Origin of the sequence: Bacteroides sp. AR29, assembly GCF_900217715.1 — a bacterium.
In the GTDB taxonomy this organism is placed as follows: domain Bacteria; phylum Bacteroidota; class Bacteroidia; order Bacteroidales; family Bacteroidaceae; genus Bacteroides; species Bacteroides uniformis.
Window position 1 is genome coordinate 48,305 of record NZ_OBMS01000023.1, and the last position, 16,949, is coordinate 65,253.

Genomic DNA, 16,949 nt, shown 5'->3' on the forward strand with positions numbered 1-16,949 from the left:
TCCTTTTTACATTAAGATATTGTCGATAGCAGAAAGTGCACTTTCAGCAAACACAACGACCCCAGCGTCCAATACTCTGTAAGTATTTAACCCTGAGATAGTCTGCACATTAGCACCCTTCACATTACGAGCCGACAAATATACGTTTTTATTTGCTTCTGGTAAAATCACAAGCAGCTTTTTGTCAGAAACTTTAAGATTTTTTGTCATTGCAACAAAATCTTTAGTCTTCGGAGCTTCAAAAGAGAAGTCTTCTACTACTACAACTGCGTTGTTCTGAGCCTTGTATGACAAAGCTGACTTACGAGCCAGAGCCTTTACTTTTTTGTTTAATTTGAAGTAGTAATCTCTCGGTTTCGGACCGAATACGCGTCCACCACCAACAAGTACCGGTGAGTTCATGTCACCACGACGTGCACCACCACCACCTTTCTGGCGACCGATTTTACGAGTAGAACCACTGATTTCGCTTCTTTCCTTTGACTTGTGTGTACCCTGACGCTGGTTAGCCATAAACTGTTTAACATCCAAGTAGATAGCGTGGTCGTTGGGCTCAATTCCGAAGATAGACTCGTTTAACGTAATCTTTCTCCCAGTGTCTTCACCTTTAATGTTATATACGTTAACTTCCATTATTTCTCAATTATTACGATTGAACCTTTGCAACCAGGAACAGATCCCTTAATCAAAAGAAGATTGTGCTCCGCGATTACCTTTAATACCTGCAGGTTTTGAACAGTTACTCTGTCGCCACCAAGCTGTCCGCCCATGCGCATTCCTTTGAAAACTTTTGCAGGGTAAGAACAAGCACCGATAGAACCCGGCTTACGAGCGCGGTTGTGCTGACCGTGAGTAGTCTGGCCTACACCACCAAAACCATGGCGTTTTACTACACCCTGGAAACCTTTACCCTTAGAAGTACCTACAACGTCAACAAAAGTTGCGTCATTGAACAGTTCTACGGTAACAGTGTCACCCAGATTCAACTCTGTTTCAAATTCTTTGAACTCAGCCAAGTGTTTCTTGGGAGTTACTCCAGCTTTCTTAAAGTGCCCCATCAAAGGCTTTGTAGTGTGCTTCTCCTTCTTGTCCTGGAAGCCCAGCTGAACAGCTTCATAACCGTCCTTTTCTACAGTTTTCACTTGAGTAACAACACAAGGACCTGCTTCGATAACAGTGCATGGTACATTCTTACCCTCGGCACTGAAAACGGATGTCATTCCGATTTTTTTTCCTAATAATCCTGGCATTTCACTTAATTTTTAATACTTACACTTTGATTTCTACTTCCACACCACTCGGCAACTCCAACTTCATCAGAGCATCTACTGTCTTAGCTGTTGAGCTATAGATGTCAATCAGTCTCTTGTAAGAAGAGAGTTCGAATTGTTCACGCGACTTCTTGTTAACGAAAGTCGAACGGTTCACGGTAAAGATACGCTTGTGCGTAGGAAGAGGAATCGGACCGCTAACGATGGCGCCCGTTGTCTTCACCGTTCTTACAATCTTCTCAGCTGACTTGTCAACCAAGTTGTGGTCGTAAGATTTCAGTTTGATTCTAATTTTTTGACTCATTACTGTCTTTAATTATTAAATAGTTATATAAGATGAAGTTCCGCAGGCTAAGAGTCATTCGCTAGCCTACGGGACTTCAAGTTTTTTTTAGATTAAGTCAGCACGACCTTTTACTTCCTCCAATACTGCCTTGGCAATAGAGTTGGAAACCTGGGCGTGGTGAGAGTATACCATTGAAGAGGTTGCACGACCAGAAGTGATGGTACGCAATGCTGTTACGTAACCGAACATTTCTGCCAGCGGAACCATTGCCTTCACGATACGTGCACCGGAACGGCTGGATTCCATACCTTCCACCTGGCCACGACGCTTGTTCAAGTCACCGATAACGTCACCCATGTTCTCTTCCGGAGTAACAACTTCCAGCTTCATGATAGGCTCCATCAGCACCGGACCTGCCTTAGCACAAGCATTCTTATATGCCTGGATAGCACAGATTTCGAATGACAACTGGTCAGAGTCAACCGGGTGGAAAGAACCGTCAATCAAGGTTACTTTCAGTGAATCCAACGGATAACCTGCCAACACACCATTCTTCATGGCAGTAGTGAAGCCCTTCTGTACAGACGGGATAAATTCCTTAGGAATGTTACCACCCTTCACTTCGTCGACGAATTGCAATCCGCCTTCCTTGAAGTCTTCATCAACCGGGCCGATGTTCACGATAATATCAGCGAACTTACCACGACCACCGGACTGCTTCTTGTAAACTTCACGCAAGTTGACTGTCTTAGTGATAGCTTCCTTATAGTTAACTTGAGGCTTACCTTGGTTACATTCAACCTTGAACTCACGTTTCAGACGGTCGATGATAATATCCAAGTGAAGCTCACCCATACCAGAGATAACTGTCTGACCAGTCTGTTCGTCAGTCTTAACTGTAAACGTCGGATCTTCTTCAGCCAGCTTAGCCAAGCCATTTGACAGTTTATCCATATCCTTCTGAGTCTTAGGCTCAACTGCGATACCAATTACCGGTTCCGGGAAGTCCATAGACTCCAATACAATCGGTGCAGTTTCGTCACACAATGTATCACCAGTATGTATATCCTTGAAACCTACGCCAGCACCAATATCACCAGCACCGATAACTTCTACCGGATTCTGCTTGTTTGAGTGCATCTGGAACAGACGGGATACGCGCTCCTTCTTCCTTGAACGGGAATTATAAATATAAGAACCCGCTTCAATTTTTCCTGAATAAACACGGAAGAAAGTCAGACGACCGACATACGGGTCAGTAGCAATCTTAAATGCCAAAGCAGATGTTTTTTCATCATCATCCGGCTTACGATCTTCCTCCAAACCAGTATCAGGATTAGTTCCTATGATATTCGGAGTATCCAACGGAGAAGGCAAGAATGCACAAACATAGTCAAGCAAAGTCTGTACACCTTTGTTCTTGAATGAAGATCCACACAGCATCGGAACAACAGCCATCTGTACTGTTGCGTTACGAAGAGCTCTCAAAACCTCTTCTTCTGTAATAGTAGAAGGATCATCGAAATATTTCTCCATCAAGGCATCGTCAAACTCAGCTACTTTTTCGAGCATCTTATCTCTCCATTCATTGGCTTCGTCTACTAAATTGGCAGGAATTTCCTCCACCGTATAGTCAGCCCCCATTGTCTCATCATGCCAATAGATAGCTTTCATTTTAATAAGGTCAACCAACCCCTTGAAAGTTTCTTCAGCGCCAATAGGGATAACGATAGGACATGGATTAGCACCCAAAACGTCCTTCATTTGGCGAACTACTTCGAAGAAGTCTGCACCGGAACGGTCCATTTTATTAACATAACCGATACGTGGCACATTGTACTTGTCTGCTTGACGCCAAACTGTTTCAGATTGCGGTTCAACGCCACCAACTGCACAATAAGCAGCGACAGCACCGTCCAACACACGTAAAGAGCGTTCTACCTCAGCAGTAAAGTCCACGTGTCCCGGAGTATCAATCAAATTGATTTTATAAGTATTACCGGCATATTTCCAACGAGTGGTGGTAGCGGCAGAAGTGATAGTGATACCACGCTCCTGCTCTTGCTCCATCCAGTCCATTGTAGCGGCACCATCGTGTACCTCACCGATTTTATGGGTCAAACCCGTGTAAAACAAAATACGTTCAGAGGTCGTTGTCTTTCCGGCATCGATGTGGGCCATGATACCGATATTACGTGTCAAATGTAAATCATGCTTTGCCATTTTCTAATTCCCTTACTTTAAGTTTTTTAATCTTCTAATTGGTTAGTCTCTTATAGTATTAGAATCTGAAATGAGCAAACGCACGGTTAGCTTCTGCCATTCTGTGCATATCTTCTTTACGTTTGTAAGCGCCGCCCTGTTCATTGAAAGCATCCATGATTTCAGCAGCCAACTTATCAGCCATTGATTTACCGCCACGCTTACGTGCAAAGATAATCAAGTTCTTCATTGAAATTGACTCTTTACGGTCAGCACGGATTTCTGTAGGGACTTGGAAAGTAGCACCACCCACACGGCGAGATTTAACTTCCACCTGAGGAGTCACATTATCCAGAGCTTTTTTCCAAATTTCAAGAGCGGATTTCTCTTCGTTCTGCATTTTGTTCTTCACTGTTTCCAACGCAGCATAGAAGATTTCATAAGAAGTATTCTTCTTTCCATCGTACATCAAGTGATTCACGAACTTGGAAACTTTTACATCATTGAACACGGGATCCGGAAGGATAACGCGTTTTTTTGGTTTTGCTTTTCTCATTTGTCTGAAAGAATAATGTTTTTCGTTCTTGGTTGTTTACTTCTGTCTTCTTCAACTCTCCCTCCGGAGAATTTACTCAACCTTTAGCATTTCCAACAAACTAAAACGTAAGTTATTACTTTAAATTTTCCTATTTTGGGAATCAGGCCACCAGATTATTTCTTCTTAGCAGGAGCTGCTTGACCCGGTTTCGGACGTTTTGCGCCGTATTTGGAACGTCTTTGTGTACGACCTGCAACACCTGCAGTATCCAAAGTACCACGTACGATGTGATAACGCACACCCGGAAGGTCTTTTACACGACCACCACGTACCAACACGATAGAGTGTTCCTGCAAGTTGTGACCTTCTCCCGGAATATAAGAGTTCACCTCTTTACCATTGGTCAAACGTACACGAGCTACTTTACGCATAGCTGAATTCGGCTTCTTCGGAGTGGTTGTATACACTCTCACGCAAACGCCACGTCTTTGAGGACAAGAGTCCAAGGCTGGAGACTTTGATTTCTCCACCAGCACTTCGCGTCCTTTTCTTACTAATTGCTGAATTGTAGGCATTTTAATTGTTTTTAGTTATATATTATTGTTTATATTAATTCAAAACTATACACTTTTGGGCTGCAAAGATACTAATAAGTTTTGAATAATCAATGCACTACAAGTTTTTTTTTGATTTTACGCTTCACCCTTGATGTTGGGAAGAGGCGGAAATGTTTGTTCGTCCGGCATGCGAATCAGTCCGAAAGCGCGTTCATATTTCCCAATATTCTCTTCGAGTGCACGCAGCAAACGCTTGGCATGTTCGGGTGCCAAAACTATGCGCGATTGCACGCCAGCCTTTGGCATTCCAGGCATCACGCGGATAAAGTCGAGAATAAATTCCGAACTGGAATGAGTTATAATAGCCAAATTGGCATATGTACCTTGCGCCACTTCTTCCTTCAATTCTATCTGGAGTTGACCGTTGTTGTTTTCTTGATTTTCCATGTTGCACAATTGTTTTTAAAATGTTCTTAAAAGATAGACCAAAAGTACTCTTTTTTTTCGGATGATATACATTTAAGTTCAAAAAGACACATAATAATCCGTTCTGAAAAAGGAGCAAGCCACTGCAACCGTTTTGCAGTAGCACTGTAACAAACATACAGAAGCATTGCAGTACAGAAGGAAGAGGCAAAGACAAAACAGAGAGGGAATACTCCTTCTTATAGGATATTCCCTCTCTATTTAATAGAATTATATTGACGTTGTAAGGCTATCCCTCTACTTTCTCGTCTACAGCATAATCAAGTACCGTCTTCTTGTTGGCAAGCATACGGTCGTACTCTTCTTTGGAGCCAACGATAATCTTCTCGAACTCGCGTTGTCCGGTACCGGCAGGAATCAGGTGACCGCAAATTACGTTCTCCTTCATACCTTCCAGACGGTCCACCTTTCCGTTGATGGCAGCCTCGTTCAGTACCTTCGTCGTTTCCTGGAAGGAAGCAGCCGACATGAAGCTTGAAGTCTGCAATGCAGCACGGGTGATACCTTGAAGAATCTGAGTAGAAGTCGCAGGTACAGCGTCGCGCACTTCCACGGGTTTCAAGTCGCGGCGTTTCAACATGGAGTTCTCGTCACGCAGCTTGCGAGCCGTCACAATCTGGCCAGCCTGCAGACTCTGGGAATCTCCAGCATCCACTACCACCTTCTTTCCCCAGATACGGTCGTTCTCTTCCATGAATTCCATCTTGTCAACAACTTGCTGTTCCAGGAAGCGGGTATCACCTGGCTCGTCGATTTCCACCTTGCGCATCATCTGACGAACGATGATTTCAAAGTGCTTATCATTAATCTTCACACCCTGCAGACGGTAAACGTCCTGAACCTCGTTCACAATATATTCCTGCACGGCCGTAGGACCTTTGATAGCCAGGATGTCCGCAGGTGTGATAGCACCGTCAGACAACGGAGTACCGGCGCGTACATAGTCGTTCTCCTGAACCAGAATCTGCTTGGACAACGGTACGAGGTACTTCTTCACTTCACCGGTCTTGGAAGTAACGATGATTTCGCGATTACCGCGTTTCACCTTACCCATGGTAACCTCACCGTCGATTTCTGAAACCACAGCGGGATTAGACGGGTTACGTGCCTCGAACAACTCAGTGACACGGGGAAGACCACCCGTGATATCACCCGCTTTACCTACGGCACGCGGAATCTTCACGATAACTTCACCGGCCTTTACCTTCTGACCGTCTTCAACCACTACGTGGCCACCTACTGGCAAGTTGTATGTACGGATCAGTTCGCCGTCTTCTGTCATGATGTGTGCGGTAGGCACCTTCGTCTTATCCTTAGACTCAATGATGATGATTTCGCGCAAACCGGTAGATTCATCAGACTCTACCTTATAAGTCACGTTTTCAATAACGCCTTCAAATTCAATCTTACCGGTAGCTTCGGTAATGATAACCGCGTTGAACGGGTCCCAACGGGCAATCATCTTGCCTTTCTCTACCATTTCACCATCGGCTGCATAGAGCGTAGAACCGTAGGGTACATTATGAGTGGAAAGCACAATACCCGTGTTGACATCCACAAAACGCACTTCGGCCAAACGGCCTACCACTACCTTTGCCGGTTCGCCTGCTTCGTCGATAACGTCTACCGTACGGAGTTCTTCGAATTCCAGACGGGCAGGATTCTTGGCCACGATGCTTGCGTTGGCAGCAATATTGGCTGCCGTACCACCGGCATGGAATGTACGCAGTGTCAACTGTGTACCCGGCTCACCGATAGACTGTGCAGCGATTACGCCGACTGCCTCGCCCTTCTGAACCATACGGCTGGAAGCCAGGTTACGTCCGTAACACTTGGCACAAACACCTTTCTTGGATTCGCAGGTCAATACAGAACGGATTTCAACGCTCTCGATTGGAGAGTCTTCAATGCGTTGTGCAATGTCCTCGGTAATTTCCTCACCGCCGGCCACAATCAGTTCGCCAGTTGTAGGATGAACAATATCATGTACGGATACACGACCCAGGATACGTTCATACAGAGTGGCAATGGTTTCATCATTGTTCTTCAGTGCCGTACAAACCAATCCGCGGAGCGTGCCGCAGTCTTCTTCATTAATAATCACATCATGCGATACGTCAACCAGACGACGGGTCAGGTATCCGGCATCGGCCGTCTTCAAAGCGGTATCGGCAAGACCCTTACGGGCACCGTGGGTAGAGATAAAGTACTCCAACACGGACAGACCTTCCTTAAAGTTAGAAAGAATCGGGTTTTCGATAATCTGACCGCCTTCGGCACCTGCTTTCTGGGGCTTCGCCATCAAACCACGCATACCGGAGAGCTGACGAATCTGTTCCTTAGAACCACGGGCACCGGAATCCAGCATCATGTATACAGAGTTGAAACCCTGGTCGTCGCTTGAAATGGTTTTCATCAGGATGTTGGACAACTCAGAGTTCACGTGCGTCCAGATATCGATTACCTGGTTGTAACGCTCGTTGTTCGTGATGAAACCCATGTTATAGTTATTGATTACCTGCTCTACTTCATCATAACCTTTCTGTACTAATGCTTCCTTCTCTTCCGGGATAATGATATCGCCCAAGTTGAACGACAAACCACCCTTGAAGGCCATGTAATAACCGAGGTTCTTGATTCCGTCGAGGAAGTCGGCTGCCTTGGCAACACCACACACCTTGATTACGTGACTGATGATGTCTCGGAGTGACTTCTTGGAGATAATCGTATTGATATATCCTGCTTCTGCCGGAACAATTTCGTTGACAATGACACGGCCCACGGAGGTATCGTGCATCATCTTGTCCACAATGTTACCATTCTCGTCAACGTCTTTCACTATTACGCTTACCGGAGCATGGATGTCGCACTTACCTTCATTGTAGGCAATCAGCGCTTCCTCAGGACCGTAGAATGTCAGGCCTTCACCCTTGGCACCCTTGCGCAGCTTCGTAATATAGTACAGACCAAGTACCATATCCTGAGCAGGCACAGTGATAGGAGCACCGTTGGCAGGGTTCAATATATTGTGTGACTGGAGCATTAGCATCTGTGCTTCCAGAATCGCTTCGTTGCTCAACGGCAAGTGCACGGCCATCTGGTCACCGTCGAAGTCGGCATTGAACGCCGTACATGCCAACGGGTGCAGCTGGATTGCCTTACCTTCAATCATTTTAGGCTGGAATGCCTGGATACCCAGACGGTGAAGTGTCGGGGCACGGTTCAACAGCACCGGATGCCCCTTCATCACGTGTTCCAAAATGTCCCAGATAACGGGTTCCTTGCGGTCTACAATCTTCTTGGCGCTCTTTACCGTCTTCACGATACCACGCTCAATGAGCTTACGAATGATGAACGGCTTGTAAAGCTCGGCTGCCATCAGTTTAGGGATACCGCATTCGCCCATCTTCAGCTCCGGACCTACAACGATTACAGAACGTGCGGAATAGTCGACACGCTTACCCAACAAGTTCTGACGGAAACGTCCTTGCTTACCCTTCAAACTGTCGGAAAGTGACTTCAACGGACGGTTAGCGTCGGTCTTCACTGCACTCGATTTACGGGAGTTATCAAACAGAGAGTCGACAGCTTCCTGCAACATACGTTTTTCATTACGCAAAATCACTTCAGGAGCTTTGATTTCAATCAATCTCTTCAGACGGTTGTTACGGATGATGACACGACGGTAAAGGTCATTCAAGTCAGAAGTTGCGAAACGGCCGCCATCCAATGGGACCAACGGACGAAGTTCGGGTGGAATAACCGGTACAATGCGTACAATCATCCACTCGGGCTTGTTGCGTCCGCGTGATGCACGGAACGACTCAACTACCTGAAGACGTTTCAGAGCTTCGGTCTTGCGTTGCTGTGAAGCATCGCTTCCGGCACGGTTACGCAGTTCGTAAGACAAAGAGTCAAGGTCGAGGCGTGACAGCAAATCGTAGATAGCTTCCGCGCCCATCTTGGCAATGAACTTATTGGGATCTGAATCTTCGAGGAACTGGTTGTCTTTCGGCAACTTTTCCAGCAAGTCCAGGTATTCTCCTTCTTCAAGCAAGTCATACTGTGCCACTTCATCGGACAGTACACCCGGCTGAATGACAACATAACGCTCGTAATAGATAATGGCATCCAGCTTCTTGGTGGGCAAGCCCAACAAGTAACCGATTTTGTTGGGAAGTGAACGGAAGTACCAGATGTGAGCCACGGGCACAACGAGCTGGATGTGTCCCATACGCTCACGGCGCACTTTCTTTTCAGTCACTTCCACACCACAACGGTCGCAGACGATGCCTTTGTAACGGATACGCTTGTACTTACCGCAATGGCACTCGTAATCCTTGATAGGACCAAAGATGCGCTCGCAGAACAATCCGTCGCGTTCGGGCTTATACGTACGATAGTTGATGGTTTCAGGCTTTAAAACTTCACCACTCGAATTCTCAAGGATTTCCTCAGGAGAAGCCAAACCGATAGAGATTTTCGAGAAATTACTCTTTATCTTGTTATCTTTTCTAAAAGCCATAAATTTATTTAATTGATAATTGACAATGGAAAATTGAAATTGAAAAACTGAAAACCGATAATTGAGAATGGTAACTTGCATTATCCACTCTCAATTATCAATTATCCATTATTCTAAGTTGATGCTCAAGCCCAAACCTCTCAACTCGTGCAGCAATACGTTCAGTGACTCGGGGATACCCGGAGCAGGCATCGGTTCACCCTTCACGATTGCTTCATAAGCCTTGGAACGTCCTACAACGTCATCAGACTTGATAGTCAGGATTTCCTGCAGAATGTGTGCGGCACCGAACGCTTCGAGTGCCCAAACTTCCATTTCTCCAAAACGCTGACCACCGAACTGTGCCTTACCACCCAACGGCTGTTGCGTAATGAGTGAGTACGGACCGATGGAACGTGCGTGCATCTTGTCTTCAACCATGTGACCGAGCTTCAGCATGTAAGTCACACCTACCGTAGCCTGCTGCTCGAATGCTTCACCGGTACCACCATCATACAGCGTTGTCTTGCCGTAGCGAGGCAAGCCGGCCTTATCGGTCCATTCGTTCAAATCGTCCAAAGATGCACCGTCAAAGATAGGAGTGGCAAACTTCACGCCCAGGTTTTTTCCGGCACGCCCGAGAACGGCCTCGAATATCTGACCGATGTTCATACGTGAAGGCACACCCAACGGATTCAGCACGATGTCTACCGGAGTACCGTCAGCAAGGAACGGCATGTCTTCCTGGCGTACCACACGGGAAACAATACCCTTGTTACCGTGACGACCGGCCATCTTGTCACCGACACCAATCTTACGTTTCTTGGCAATGTATACCTTGGCCATCTGAATGATACCTGCGGGCAACTCGTCACCGATAGTGATGGCGAACTTCTTGCGTTTCAGCTCGGCATCGAGTTCCTTGTACTTCTTGATGAAGTTCATCACCAATGCACGAATCAGTCCGTTGGTATGTTCATCCTTCGTCCAGTTGCTCAACTGAACAGCGGTGAAGTCCAAATCGCTGAAGTCGGAAGCAGAGAATCTGGCGCCTTTGGAAATAATGTCGGCACCCATGTAATCCTTCACACCTTCCGATGTATAATTTTCTGTAAGCTTCAACAGTTTGTTTATCAACACTTTCTTGAGGTCACCAATCTTAGCGTCGAACTCATCGTCAATCTTCGGTAACAGAGCCTTGTCGGCCAGCTTGGAGCTGCGGGTCTTGACAACACGGGAGAACAGACGCTTACCGATAACAACACCCTTCAAAGAAGGAGAGGCTTTCAAAGAAGCATCCTTCACATCACCGGCCTTGTCACCGAAGATGGCACGGAGCAGTTTCTCTTCCGGAGAAGGATCCGATTCACCCTTCGGAGTAATCTTACCGATAAGGATATCACCCGGTTCGATGCGGGCACCCACACGAACAATACCGTTTTCGTCAAGGTCTTTAGTCGCTTCCTCACTTACGTTAGGAATGTCAGAGGTCAACTCTTCCATACCACGCTTCGTTTCGCGAACTTCCAAAGAATATTCTTCTACGTGTACAGAGGTCAAAAGGTCCTCACGAACCACACGTTCATTCAGTACGATAGCATCCTCATAGTTATAGCCCTTCCACGGCATGTAAGCAACCAGCAGGTTCTTACCCAGTGCAAGTTCTCCGTCTTCGGTTGAATAACCTTCCGTCAGGATTTGACCTGCAGTCACGCGCTGACCCTTCTCGCAAATCGGACGGAGGTCAATCGTCATATTCTGGTTGGTACGGCGCCACTTCGGGATATTATATTCTTTCAATGCAGGCTCGAAGCTTACGAACTCTTCCTCCTCCGTACGGTCGTACAGAATACGGATAGTCGTTGCATCCACGAATTCAACCACACCGTCACCCTCGGCAGTAATCTGCGTACGAGAATCGCGTGCCAGCTGGCGTTCGATACCGGTACCTACAATCGGAGCTTCGCTCTTCAATAAAGGAACAGCCTGGCGCATCATGTTTGATCCCATCAATGCACGGTTGGCGTCATCATGCTCCAAGAACGGAATCAAAGAAGCCGCAATAGAAGCAATCTGCTGGGGAGATACGTCCATCAATTCCACCTCGGAAGGAGGAACCACCGGATAGTCGGCATCCTGACGGGATTTTACTTTATCACGTACAAAAGTACCGTCATCGTTCAAAGGAGCATTACCCTGAGCAATAATCTTGGCTTCCTCTTCTTCTGCGGTGAGGTAAACCAAACCTTCGTCAGAAAGATCAACCTTACCCTCTGCCACCTTGCGGTACGGAGTTTCAATGAAGCCAAGCTCGTTGATTTTCGCGAACACACAGAGTGAAGAAATCAAACCGATGTTCGGACCTTCAGGAGTCTCGATAGGACAAAGACGTCCGTAGTGAGTATAGTGTACGTCACGAACCTCGAAGCCTGCACGCTCGCGTGACAGACCGCCGGGGCCCAGAGCAGACATACGACGCTTGTGAGTAATCTCGGCCAGTGGGTTGGTCTGGTCCATGAACTGTGACAAAGCATTCGTTCCAAAGAATGAATTGATAACGGAAGAGATTGTCTTGGCGTTAATCAGGTCAATCGGAGTAAAGACTTCATTGTCACGGACGTTCATACGCTCGCGGATAGTACGCGACATACGTGCCAGACCGATGGCAAACTGATTGGACAACTGTTCGCCCACTGTACGCACACGACGGTTGCTCAAGTGGTCGATATCGTCCACATCCGCTTTCGAGTTAATCAACTCGATGAGATATTTGATAATTTCGATAATATCTTCCTTGGTAAGGACACGCACGTCCATATCGGTCGTCAAGTTCAACTTTCTGTTGATACGATAACGGCCTACATCACCCAGGTCATATCTCTTCTCTGAGAAGAACAGGTTATTGATAACCTCGCGTGCACTGGCATCATCGGCAGGGTCTGCATTACGCAACTGGCGGTAGATGTAGAGTACAGCTTCTTTTTCCGAGTTACTCGGATCCTTCTGCAGAGTATTATATATGATAGAATAGTCAGACTGGTTCGGTTCTTCCTTGTGTACGAGGATATTCTGAACGCCCGACTCTAATATAATGTCAACATGTTCCGGCTCGATTACAGTTTCACGGTCAATAACGACTTCGTTACGCTCGATGGAAACAACTTCACCGGTATCTTCGTCTACAAAATCCTCAATCCATGTTTTCAACACACGTGCGGCCAACTTACGTCCCACCATCTTCTTGAGGTTCGTCTTGTTCACCTTCACGTCTTCCGCCAAATTAAAAATCTCGAGAATGTCCTTGTCATTCTCAAATCCGATGGCTCTCAGCAAAGTGGTAACCGGCAATTTCTTCTTACGGTCAATGTACGCATACATGACGTTGTTGATGTCGGTGGCAAACTCAATCCACGAACCCTTGAACGGGATGATACGGGCTGAGTACAACTTGGTACCGTTGGCATGTACGCTCTGTCCGAAGAATACGCCCGGTGAACGGTGAAGCTGGGATACAACCACACGTTCCGCACCGTTGATGACGAATGTTGCCTTATCCGTCATGTAAGGAATAGGACCGAGGAACACGTCCTGAATGACCGTGTCAAAATCTTCGTGGTCGGGGTCGGTACAATATAATTTCAATTTTGCCTTCAAAGGCACGCTATATGTAAGCCCTCGCTCTATACATTCATCAATGGTATAGCGCGGCGGATCAATATAGTAGTCCAAAAACTCAAGAACAAAATTATTTCTTGTATCGGCAATGGGGAAGTTTTCAGCAAATACTTTATACAGTCCCTCGTTCTTACGTTTCTCGGGTGGGGTGTCCAGTTGTAGAAAGTCTTTGAATGACTTCAATTGTACTTCCAGAAAATCCGGATATTCAAGCGGATTCTTAGTCGAAGCAAAATTAACTCTTTGATTTACAGTATTTGAAGACATCTGTTAATGGATTTGTAGAACTTAATTTTAAATATATACACAAAAAGGTTAAGAACCCTTTTCACGAAGGGTTCCTAACCGAATTACCTGATTTACAGGCTAATGTTATTTAAGTTCAACTTCAGCTCCAGCTTCTTCCAATGTTTTCTTCAATGATTCTGCTTCGTCCTTAGCCAAACCTTCTTTTACTACGCTAGGAGCACCGTCTACCATGTCCTTAGCTTCCTTCAAGCCAAGACCGCAAGCTTCCTTAACGGCTTTAACTACCTGAAGTTTAGCTGAGCCAGCGCTCTTCAATACTACGTCGAAAGAAGTCTTTTCTTCTGCGGCAGCAGCACCACCGGCTGCAGGACCAGCAGCAACAGCTACAGCTGCAGCAGCAGGTTCAATACCATATTCTTCTTTCAGGATTGTTGCAAGTTCATTAACTTCTTTTACTGTCAAGTTAACTAATTGTTCTGCAAAAGCTTTCAAATCTGCCATTTTTGTATGATTTTTAATTGTTTAAATACTAAATAAATTGATATAATTCTTTTTCCGAAATTTACGCTTCGGGACGTTCACCAAGAGTCTTGAGAACTCCGTGGAGGGTGTTACCACCTGATTGCAGAGCAGAAATAACATTCTTGGCCGGTGACTGCAGCAATGCAACGATATCGGCAATAACTTCATTCTTACTCTTGATACTTACGAGAGCATCCAACTGGTCAGCACCAACATAGAAGCTTTCTTCTGCATATGCAGCCTTCAGTCCGGGAATACCGTTCTTAGCCTTATCTTTAATCAACTTGGCCGGAGCGTTAGCAACGTTGCTGAACATTACGGCAGTTGTACCTTTCAGAGAACCATAAAGCGGAGAAAAGTCTTCTTCCAGGCTCTCCAATGCCTTGTGAAGCAATGTATTCTTAACTACCATCAATTTGATGTCAGCCTTGAAACATTCTCTTCTCAACATGCTGGTTGTAGCAGCATTCATGGCAGTGGTATCCACCAAATAGAAGTGACCGTATTCCTTCACTGTAGCAGCAATCTGCTCAATAATCGTACTTTTATCTTCCTTTCTCATTATTACTCCGTTTTATTAGATTTCTTCTACTGTTTTCGGGTCAATCTTAATGCCCGCACTCATCGTGCTAGAAAGATAAATACTCTTAATATATGTACCCTTGGCTGCAGTCGGTTTCAATTTATTCAAAGTAGAGATGAATTCTTTCGCATTGTCGCGAATTTGCTCAGCGCTAAATGAAACTTTACCGATAGAAGTATGAACAATACCGCTCTTGTCAACCTTAAAGTCGATTTTGCCTTGTTTTACTTCTCTTACAGCTTTAGCAACATCCATAGTTACAGTGCCACTCTTGGGGTTAGGCATCAATCCACGAGGACCGAGCACACGACCGAGTGCACCAATCTTACCCATGATGGACGGCATAGTGATAATCACATCAATATCAGTCCATCCACCTTTGATCTTTTCAATATATTCGTCAAGACCAACATAGTCAGCTCCGGCTTCTTTTGCAGCAGCTTCAGCATCTGGTGTACAAAGCACCAAAACGCGTACAACCTTACCAGTACCGTGAGGAAGTGATACAACACCTCTCACCATCTGGTTGGCCTTACGCGGGTCAACGCCCAAACGTACGTCGATATCCAGAGAAGCGTCAAACTTGGTATAAGTGATTTCCTTTACCAACTGAGCAGCTTCCTTGAGAGAGTATGCTTTCCCTGCTTCAATTTTTTCTGCAGCCAACTTTTGATTTTTTGTCAGTTTACCCATTCTAATTGAAGTTTATTAATTATTAACCGGGAACTCCCCTTTTACAGCGATACCCATACTTCTAGCTGTACCGGCAACCATTTTCATGGCAGCTTCTACAGTGAAACAGTTCAAGTCAACCATTTTGTCCTGAGCAATCGTACGAACCTGTTCCCAAGTGATCTCGGCAACTTTCTTACGGTTAGGCTCAGCAGAACCACTCTTTTGCGTCGTCACTTCCAACAACTGGATAGCCACGGGAGGAGTCTTGATTACAAAATCGAAAGACTTGTCTGCGTAGTAAGTGATAATCACAGGAAGAATCTTTCCTGCTTTGTCTTGGGTTCTGGCGTTGAATTGCTTGCAAAACTCCATGATATTGATACCCTTGGAACCCAATGCAGGTCCTACTGGGGGTGATGGATTTGCCGCGCCTCCTTTAATCTGTAATTTGATTAGTCCAGCAACTTCTTTAGCCATTTTCTAATTGATTTATATATATAAACATTAATGAAGAATACTACAGCGTAACACCTGCACTATTCTTTTTCAACTTGCATAAAGCCCAATTCGAGCGGAGTCTTCCGTCCGAATATCTTGACCATGACCTTCAGTTTCTTCTTCTCGGTGTTCACTTCTTCAATGATTCCACTGAATCCACTGAACGGACCGTAATTCACCTTTACAGTCTCGCCGACTACATACGGGATACTCAAGTCTTCACCTGATTCCTGCAATTCGTCGACCGTACCAAGTATACGATTCACTTCCGACTGTCTCAGAGGTACGGGTTTTTCCGAACCACCCAAGAACCCTATCACATTAGGAGTATTTCTCAGATGATGAGCAACCTCACCCACCAGAGCAGCCTCCACCAAAACGTAACCAGGGAGATAACTTCTCTCTTTCACAATTTTCTTACCATTGCGAACCTGATATACCTTTTCGGTAGGAATCAATACCTGAGATACGTAATCACCAAGGTCGCTGTTTTTAATATCAGCTTCAAGGTATTCCTTTACCTTAGCTTCTTTTCCGCTAATAGCACGCAAAACGTACCATTTCTTTTCAATCTCAGACATTTCTCCTTACTTTTAATGTGGATAAACAAATTCCATCAGATGCTGGAAACAGAAGTCCATCGCAAATACTACCACTGCAATTAGTAGGGAAGCATATAAAACAACTACTGCACTGTTAGTAAGTTCAGAATACGTAGGCCACGACACTTTATGAACAAGTTCGTCGTAAGTTTCTTTAAAATAAGCTACAATCTTCTTCATTTCAAAAATATTAGCACGGGAGGAGAGGCTCGAACTCCCGACACCCGGTTTTGGAGACCGGTGCTCTACCAACTGAGCTACTCCCGTTTGTACATAATCAGTTCCCGATGTATACCGGGAA

14 protein-coding genes and 1 tRNA gene are annotated in these 16,949 nt (G+C 45.5%); all 15 read right to left on the reverse strand.

The features are described 5' to 3' along the window. Positions 1 to 6: 6 nt before the first annotated feature. A complete protein-coding gene (gene rplD, locus CSD97_RS14570; RefSeq protein ID WP_005825707.1) occupies positions 7 to 633 on the reverse strand; it encodes a 50S ribosomal protein L4 in 627 nt (208 codons plus the stop codon). Next, entirely contained in the window at positions 633 to 1,250 is a 618-nt protein-coding gene (rplC, locus tag CSD97_RS14575; RefSeq protein ID WP_005825708.1) for a 50S ribosomal protein L3, read from the reverse strand. The genes rplD and rplC overlap by 1 nt, the downstream gene beginning before the upstream one ends. A gap of 19 nt (positions 1,251 to 1,269) precedes the next feature. Further along, positions 1,270 to 1,575 carry a 30S ribosomal protein S10 gene (rpsJ, locus tag CSD97_RS14580; protein ID WP_004291244.1) on the reverse strand — a complete coding sequence of 102 codons (306 nt, stop codon included), beginning with the start codon at positions 1,573 to 1,575 and terminating at the stop codon, positions 1,270 to 1,272. Between the two features lie 87 nt (positions 1,576 to 1,662). Beyond that, positions 1,663 to 3,780: an elongation factor G gene (gene fusA, locus CSD97_RS14585; protein WP_005833549.1), complete on the reverse strand. Its 2,118-nt coding sequence runs from the start codon at positions 3,778 to 3,780 to the stop codon at positions 1,663 to 1,665. A gap of 58 nt (positions 3,781 to 3,838) precedes the next feature. Continuing rightward, positions 3,839 to 4,315, reverse strand: a complete 477-nt coding sequence (gene rpsG, locus CSD97_RS14590; RefSeq protein WP_005825710.1) for a 30S ribosomal protein S7 — start codon at positions 4,313 to 4,315, stop codon at positions 3,839 to 3,841. Between the two features lie 155 nt (positions 4,316 to 4,470). Continuing rightward, positions 4,471 to 4,872 carry a 30S ribosomal protein S12 gene (rpsL, locus tag CSD97_RS14595; RefSeq protein ID WP_005825712.1) on the reverse strand — a complete coding sequence of 134 codons (402 nt, stop codon included), beginning with the start codon at positions 4,870 to 4,872 and terminating at the stop codon, positions 4,471 to 4,473. 117 nt (positions 4,873 to 4,989) lie between these two features. After that, complete coding sequence (locus CSD97_RS14600; RefSeq protein ID WP_005825714.1) at positions 4,990 to 5,301, reverse strand: DUF3467 domain-containing protein; 312 nt, start codon at positions 5,299 to 5,301, stop codon at positions 4,990 to 4,992. 268 nt (positions 5,302 to 5,569) lie between these two features. Further along, positions 5,570 to 9,865: a DNA-directed RNA polymerase subunit beta' gene (rpoC, locus tag CSD97_RS14605; protein WP_008661873.1), complete on the reverse strand. Its 4,296-nt coding sequence runs from the start codon at positions 9,863 to 9,865 to the stop codon at positions 5,570 to 5,572. Positions 9,866 to 9,973: 108 nt separating this feature from the next. Further along, entirely contained in the window at positions 9,974 to 13,786 is a 3,813-nt protein-coding gene (gene rpoB / locus CSD97_RS14610; RefSeq protein WP_005825717.1) for a DNA-directed RNA polymerase subunit beta, read from the reverse strand. Positions 13,787 to 13,891: 105 nt separating this feature from the next. Beyond that, positions 13,892 to 14,269 carry a 50S ribosomal protein L7/L12 gene (gene rplL, locus CSD97_RS14615; RefSeq protein WP_004291279.1) on the reverse strand — a complete coding sequence of 126 codons (378 nt, stop codon included), beginning with the start codon at positions 14,267 to 14,269 and terminating at the stop codon, positions 13,892 to 13,894. A gap of 61 nt (positions 14,270 to 14,330) precedes the next feature. Then, entirely contained in the window at positions 14,331 to 14,852 is a 522-nt protein-coding gene (rplJ, locus tag CSD97_RS14620) for a 50S ribosomal protein L10 (RefSeq protein WP_005825719.1), read from the reverse strand. Between the two features lie 15 nt (positions 14,853 to 14,867). Further along, positions 14,868 to 15,566: a 50S ribosomal protein L1 gene (gene rplA / locus CSD97_RS14625; protein WP_005825721.1), complete on the reverse strand. Its 699-nt coding sequence runs from the start codon at positions 15,564 to 15,566 to the stop codon at positions 14,868 to 14,870. Between the two features lie 15 nt (positions 15,567 to 15,581). Then, positions 15,582 to 16,025, reverse strand: coding sequence for a 50S ribosomal protein L11 (rplK, locus tag CSD97_RS14630; protein WP_098032621.1), 444 nt, complete (start codon positions 16,023 to 16,025; stop codon positions 15,582 to 15,584). A 59-nt stretch (positions 16,026 to 16,084) separates the two neighbouring features. Beyond that, positions 16,085 to 16,627, reverse strand: a complete 543-nt coding sequence (gene nusG / locus CSD97_RS14635; protein WP_005825724.1) for a transcription termination/antitermination protein NusG — start codon at positions 16,625 to 16,627, stop codon at positions 16,085 to 16,087. Positions 16,628 to 16,842: 215 nt separating this feature from the next. Then, positions 16,843 to 16,915 (reverse strand) — tRNA-Trp (locus tag CSD97_RS14645). Positions 16,916 to 16,949: the final 34 nt, after the last annotated feature.

Coding starts and splice junctions, on each gene's coding strand:
- rplD (WP_005825707.1), bottom strand. CDS start 633: ATGGAAGTTAACGTATATAACATTAAAGGTGAAGACACTGGGAGAAAG.
- fusA (WP_005833549.1), bottom strand. CDS start 3,780: ATGGCAAAGCATGATTTACATTTGACACGTAATATCGGTATCATGGCC.
- rpoB (WP_005825717.1), bottom strand. CDS start 13,786: ATGTCTTCAAATACTGTAAATCAAAGAGTTAATTTTGCTTCGACTAAG.
- rplK (WP_098032621.1), bottom strand. CDS start 16,025: ATGGCTAAAGAAGTTGCTGGACTAATCAAATTACAGATTAAAGGAGGC.
- rpsL (WP_005825712.1), bottom strand. CDS start 4,872: ATGCCTACAATTCAGCAATTAGTAAGAAAAGGACGCGAAGTGCTGGTG.
- rplA (WP_005825721.1), bottom strand. CDS start 15,566: ATGGGTAAACTGACAAAAAATCAAAAGTTGGCTGCAGAAAAAATTGAA.
- rpsG (WP_005825710.1), bottom strand. CDS start 4,315: ATGAGAAAAGCAAAACCAAAAAAACGCGTTATCCTTCCGGATCCCGTG.
- rpsJ (WP_004291244.1), bottom strand. CDS start 1,575: ATGAGTCAAAAAATTAGAATCAAACTGAAATCTTACGACCACAACTTG.
- rplL (WP_004291279.1), bottom strand. CDS start 14,269: ATGGCAGATTTGAAAGCTTTTGCAGAACAATTAGTTAACTTGACAGTA.
- rplC (WP_005825708.1), bottom strand. CDS start 1,250: ATGCCAGGATTATTAGGAAAAAAAATCGGAATGACATCCGTTTTCAGT.
- rpoC (WP_008661873.1), bottom strand. CDS start 9,865: ATGGCTTTTAGAAAAGATAACAAGATAAAGAGTAATTTCTCGAAAATC.
- rplJ (WP_005825719.1), bottom strand. CDS start 14,852: ATGAGAAAGGAAGATAAAAGTACGATTATTGAGCAGATTGCTGCTACA.
- nusG (WP_005825724.1), bottom strand. CDS start 16,627: ATGTCTGAGATTGAAAAGAAATGGTACGTTTTGCGTGCTATTAGCGGA.
- CSD97_RS14600 (WP_005825714.1), bottom strand. CDS start 5,301: ATGGAAAATCAAGAAAACAACAACGGTCAACTCCAGATAGAATTGAAG.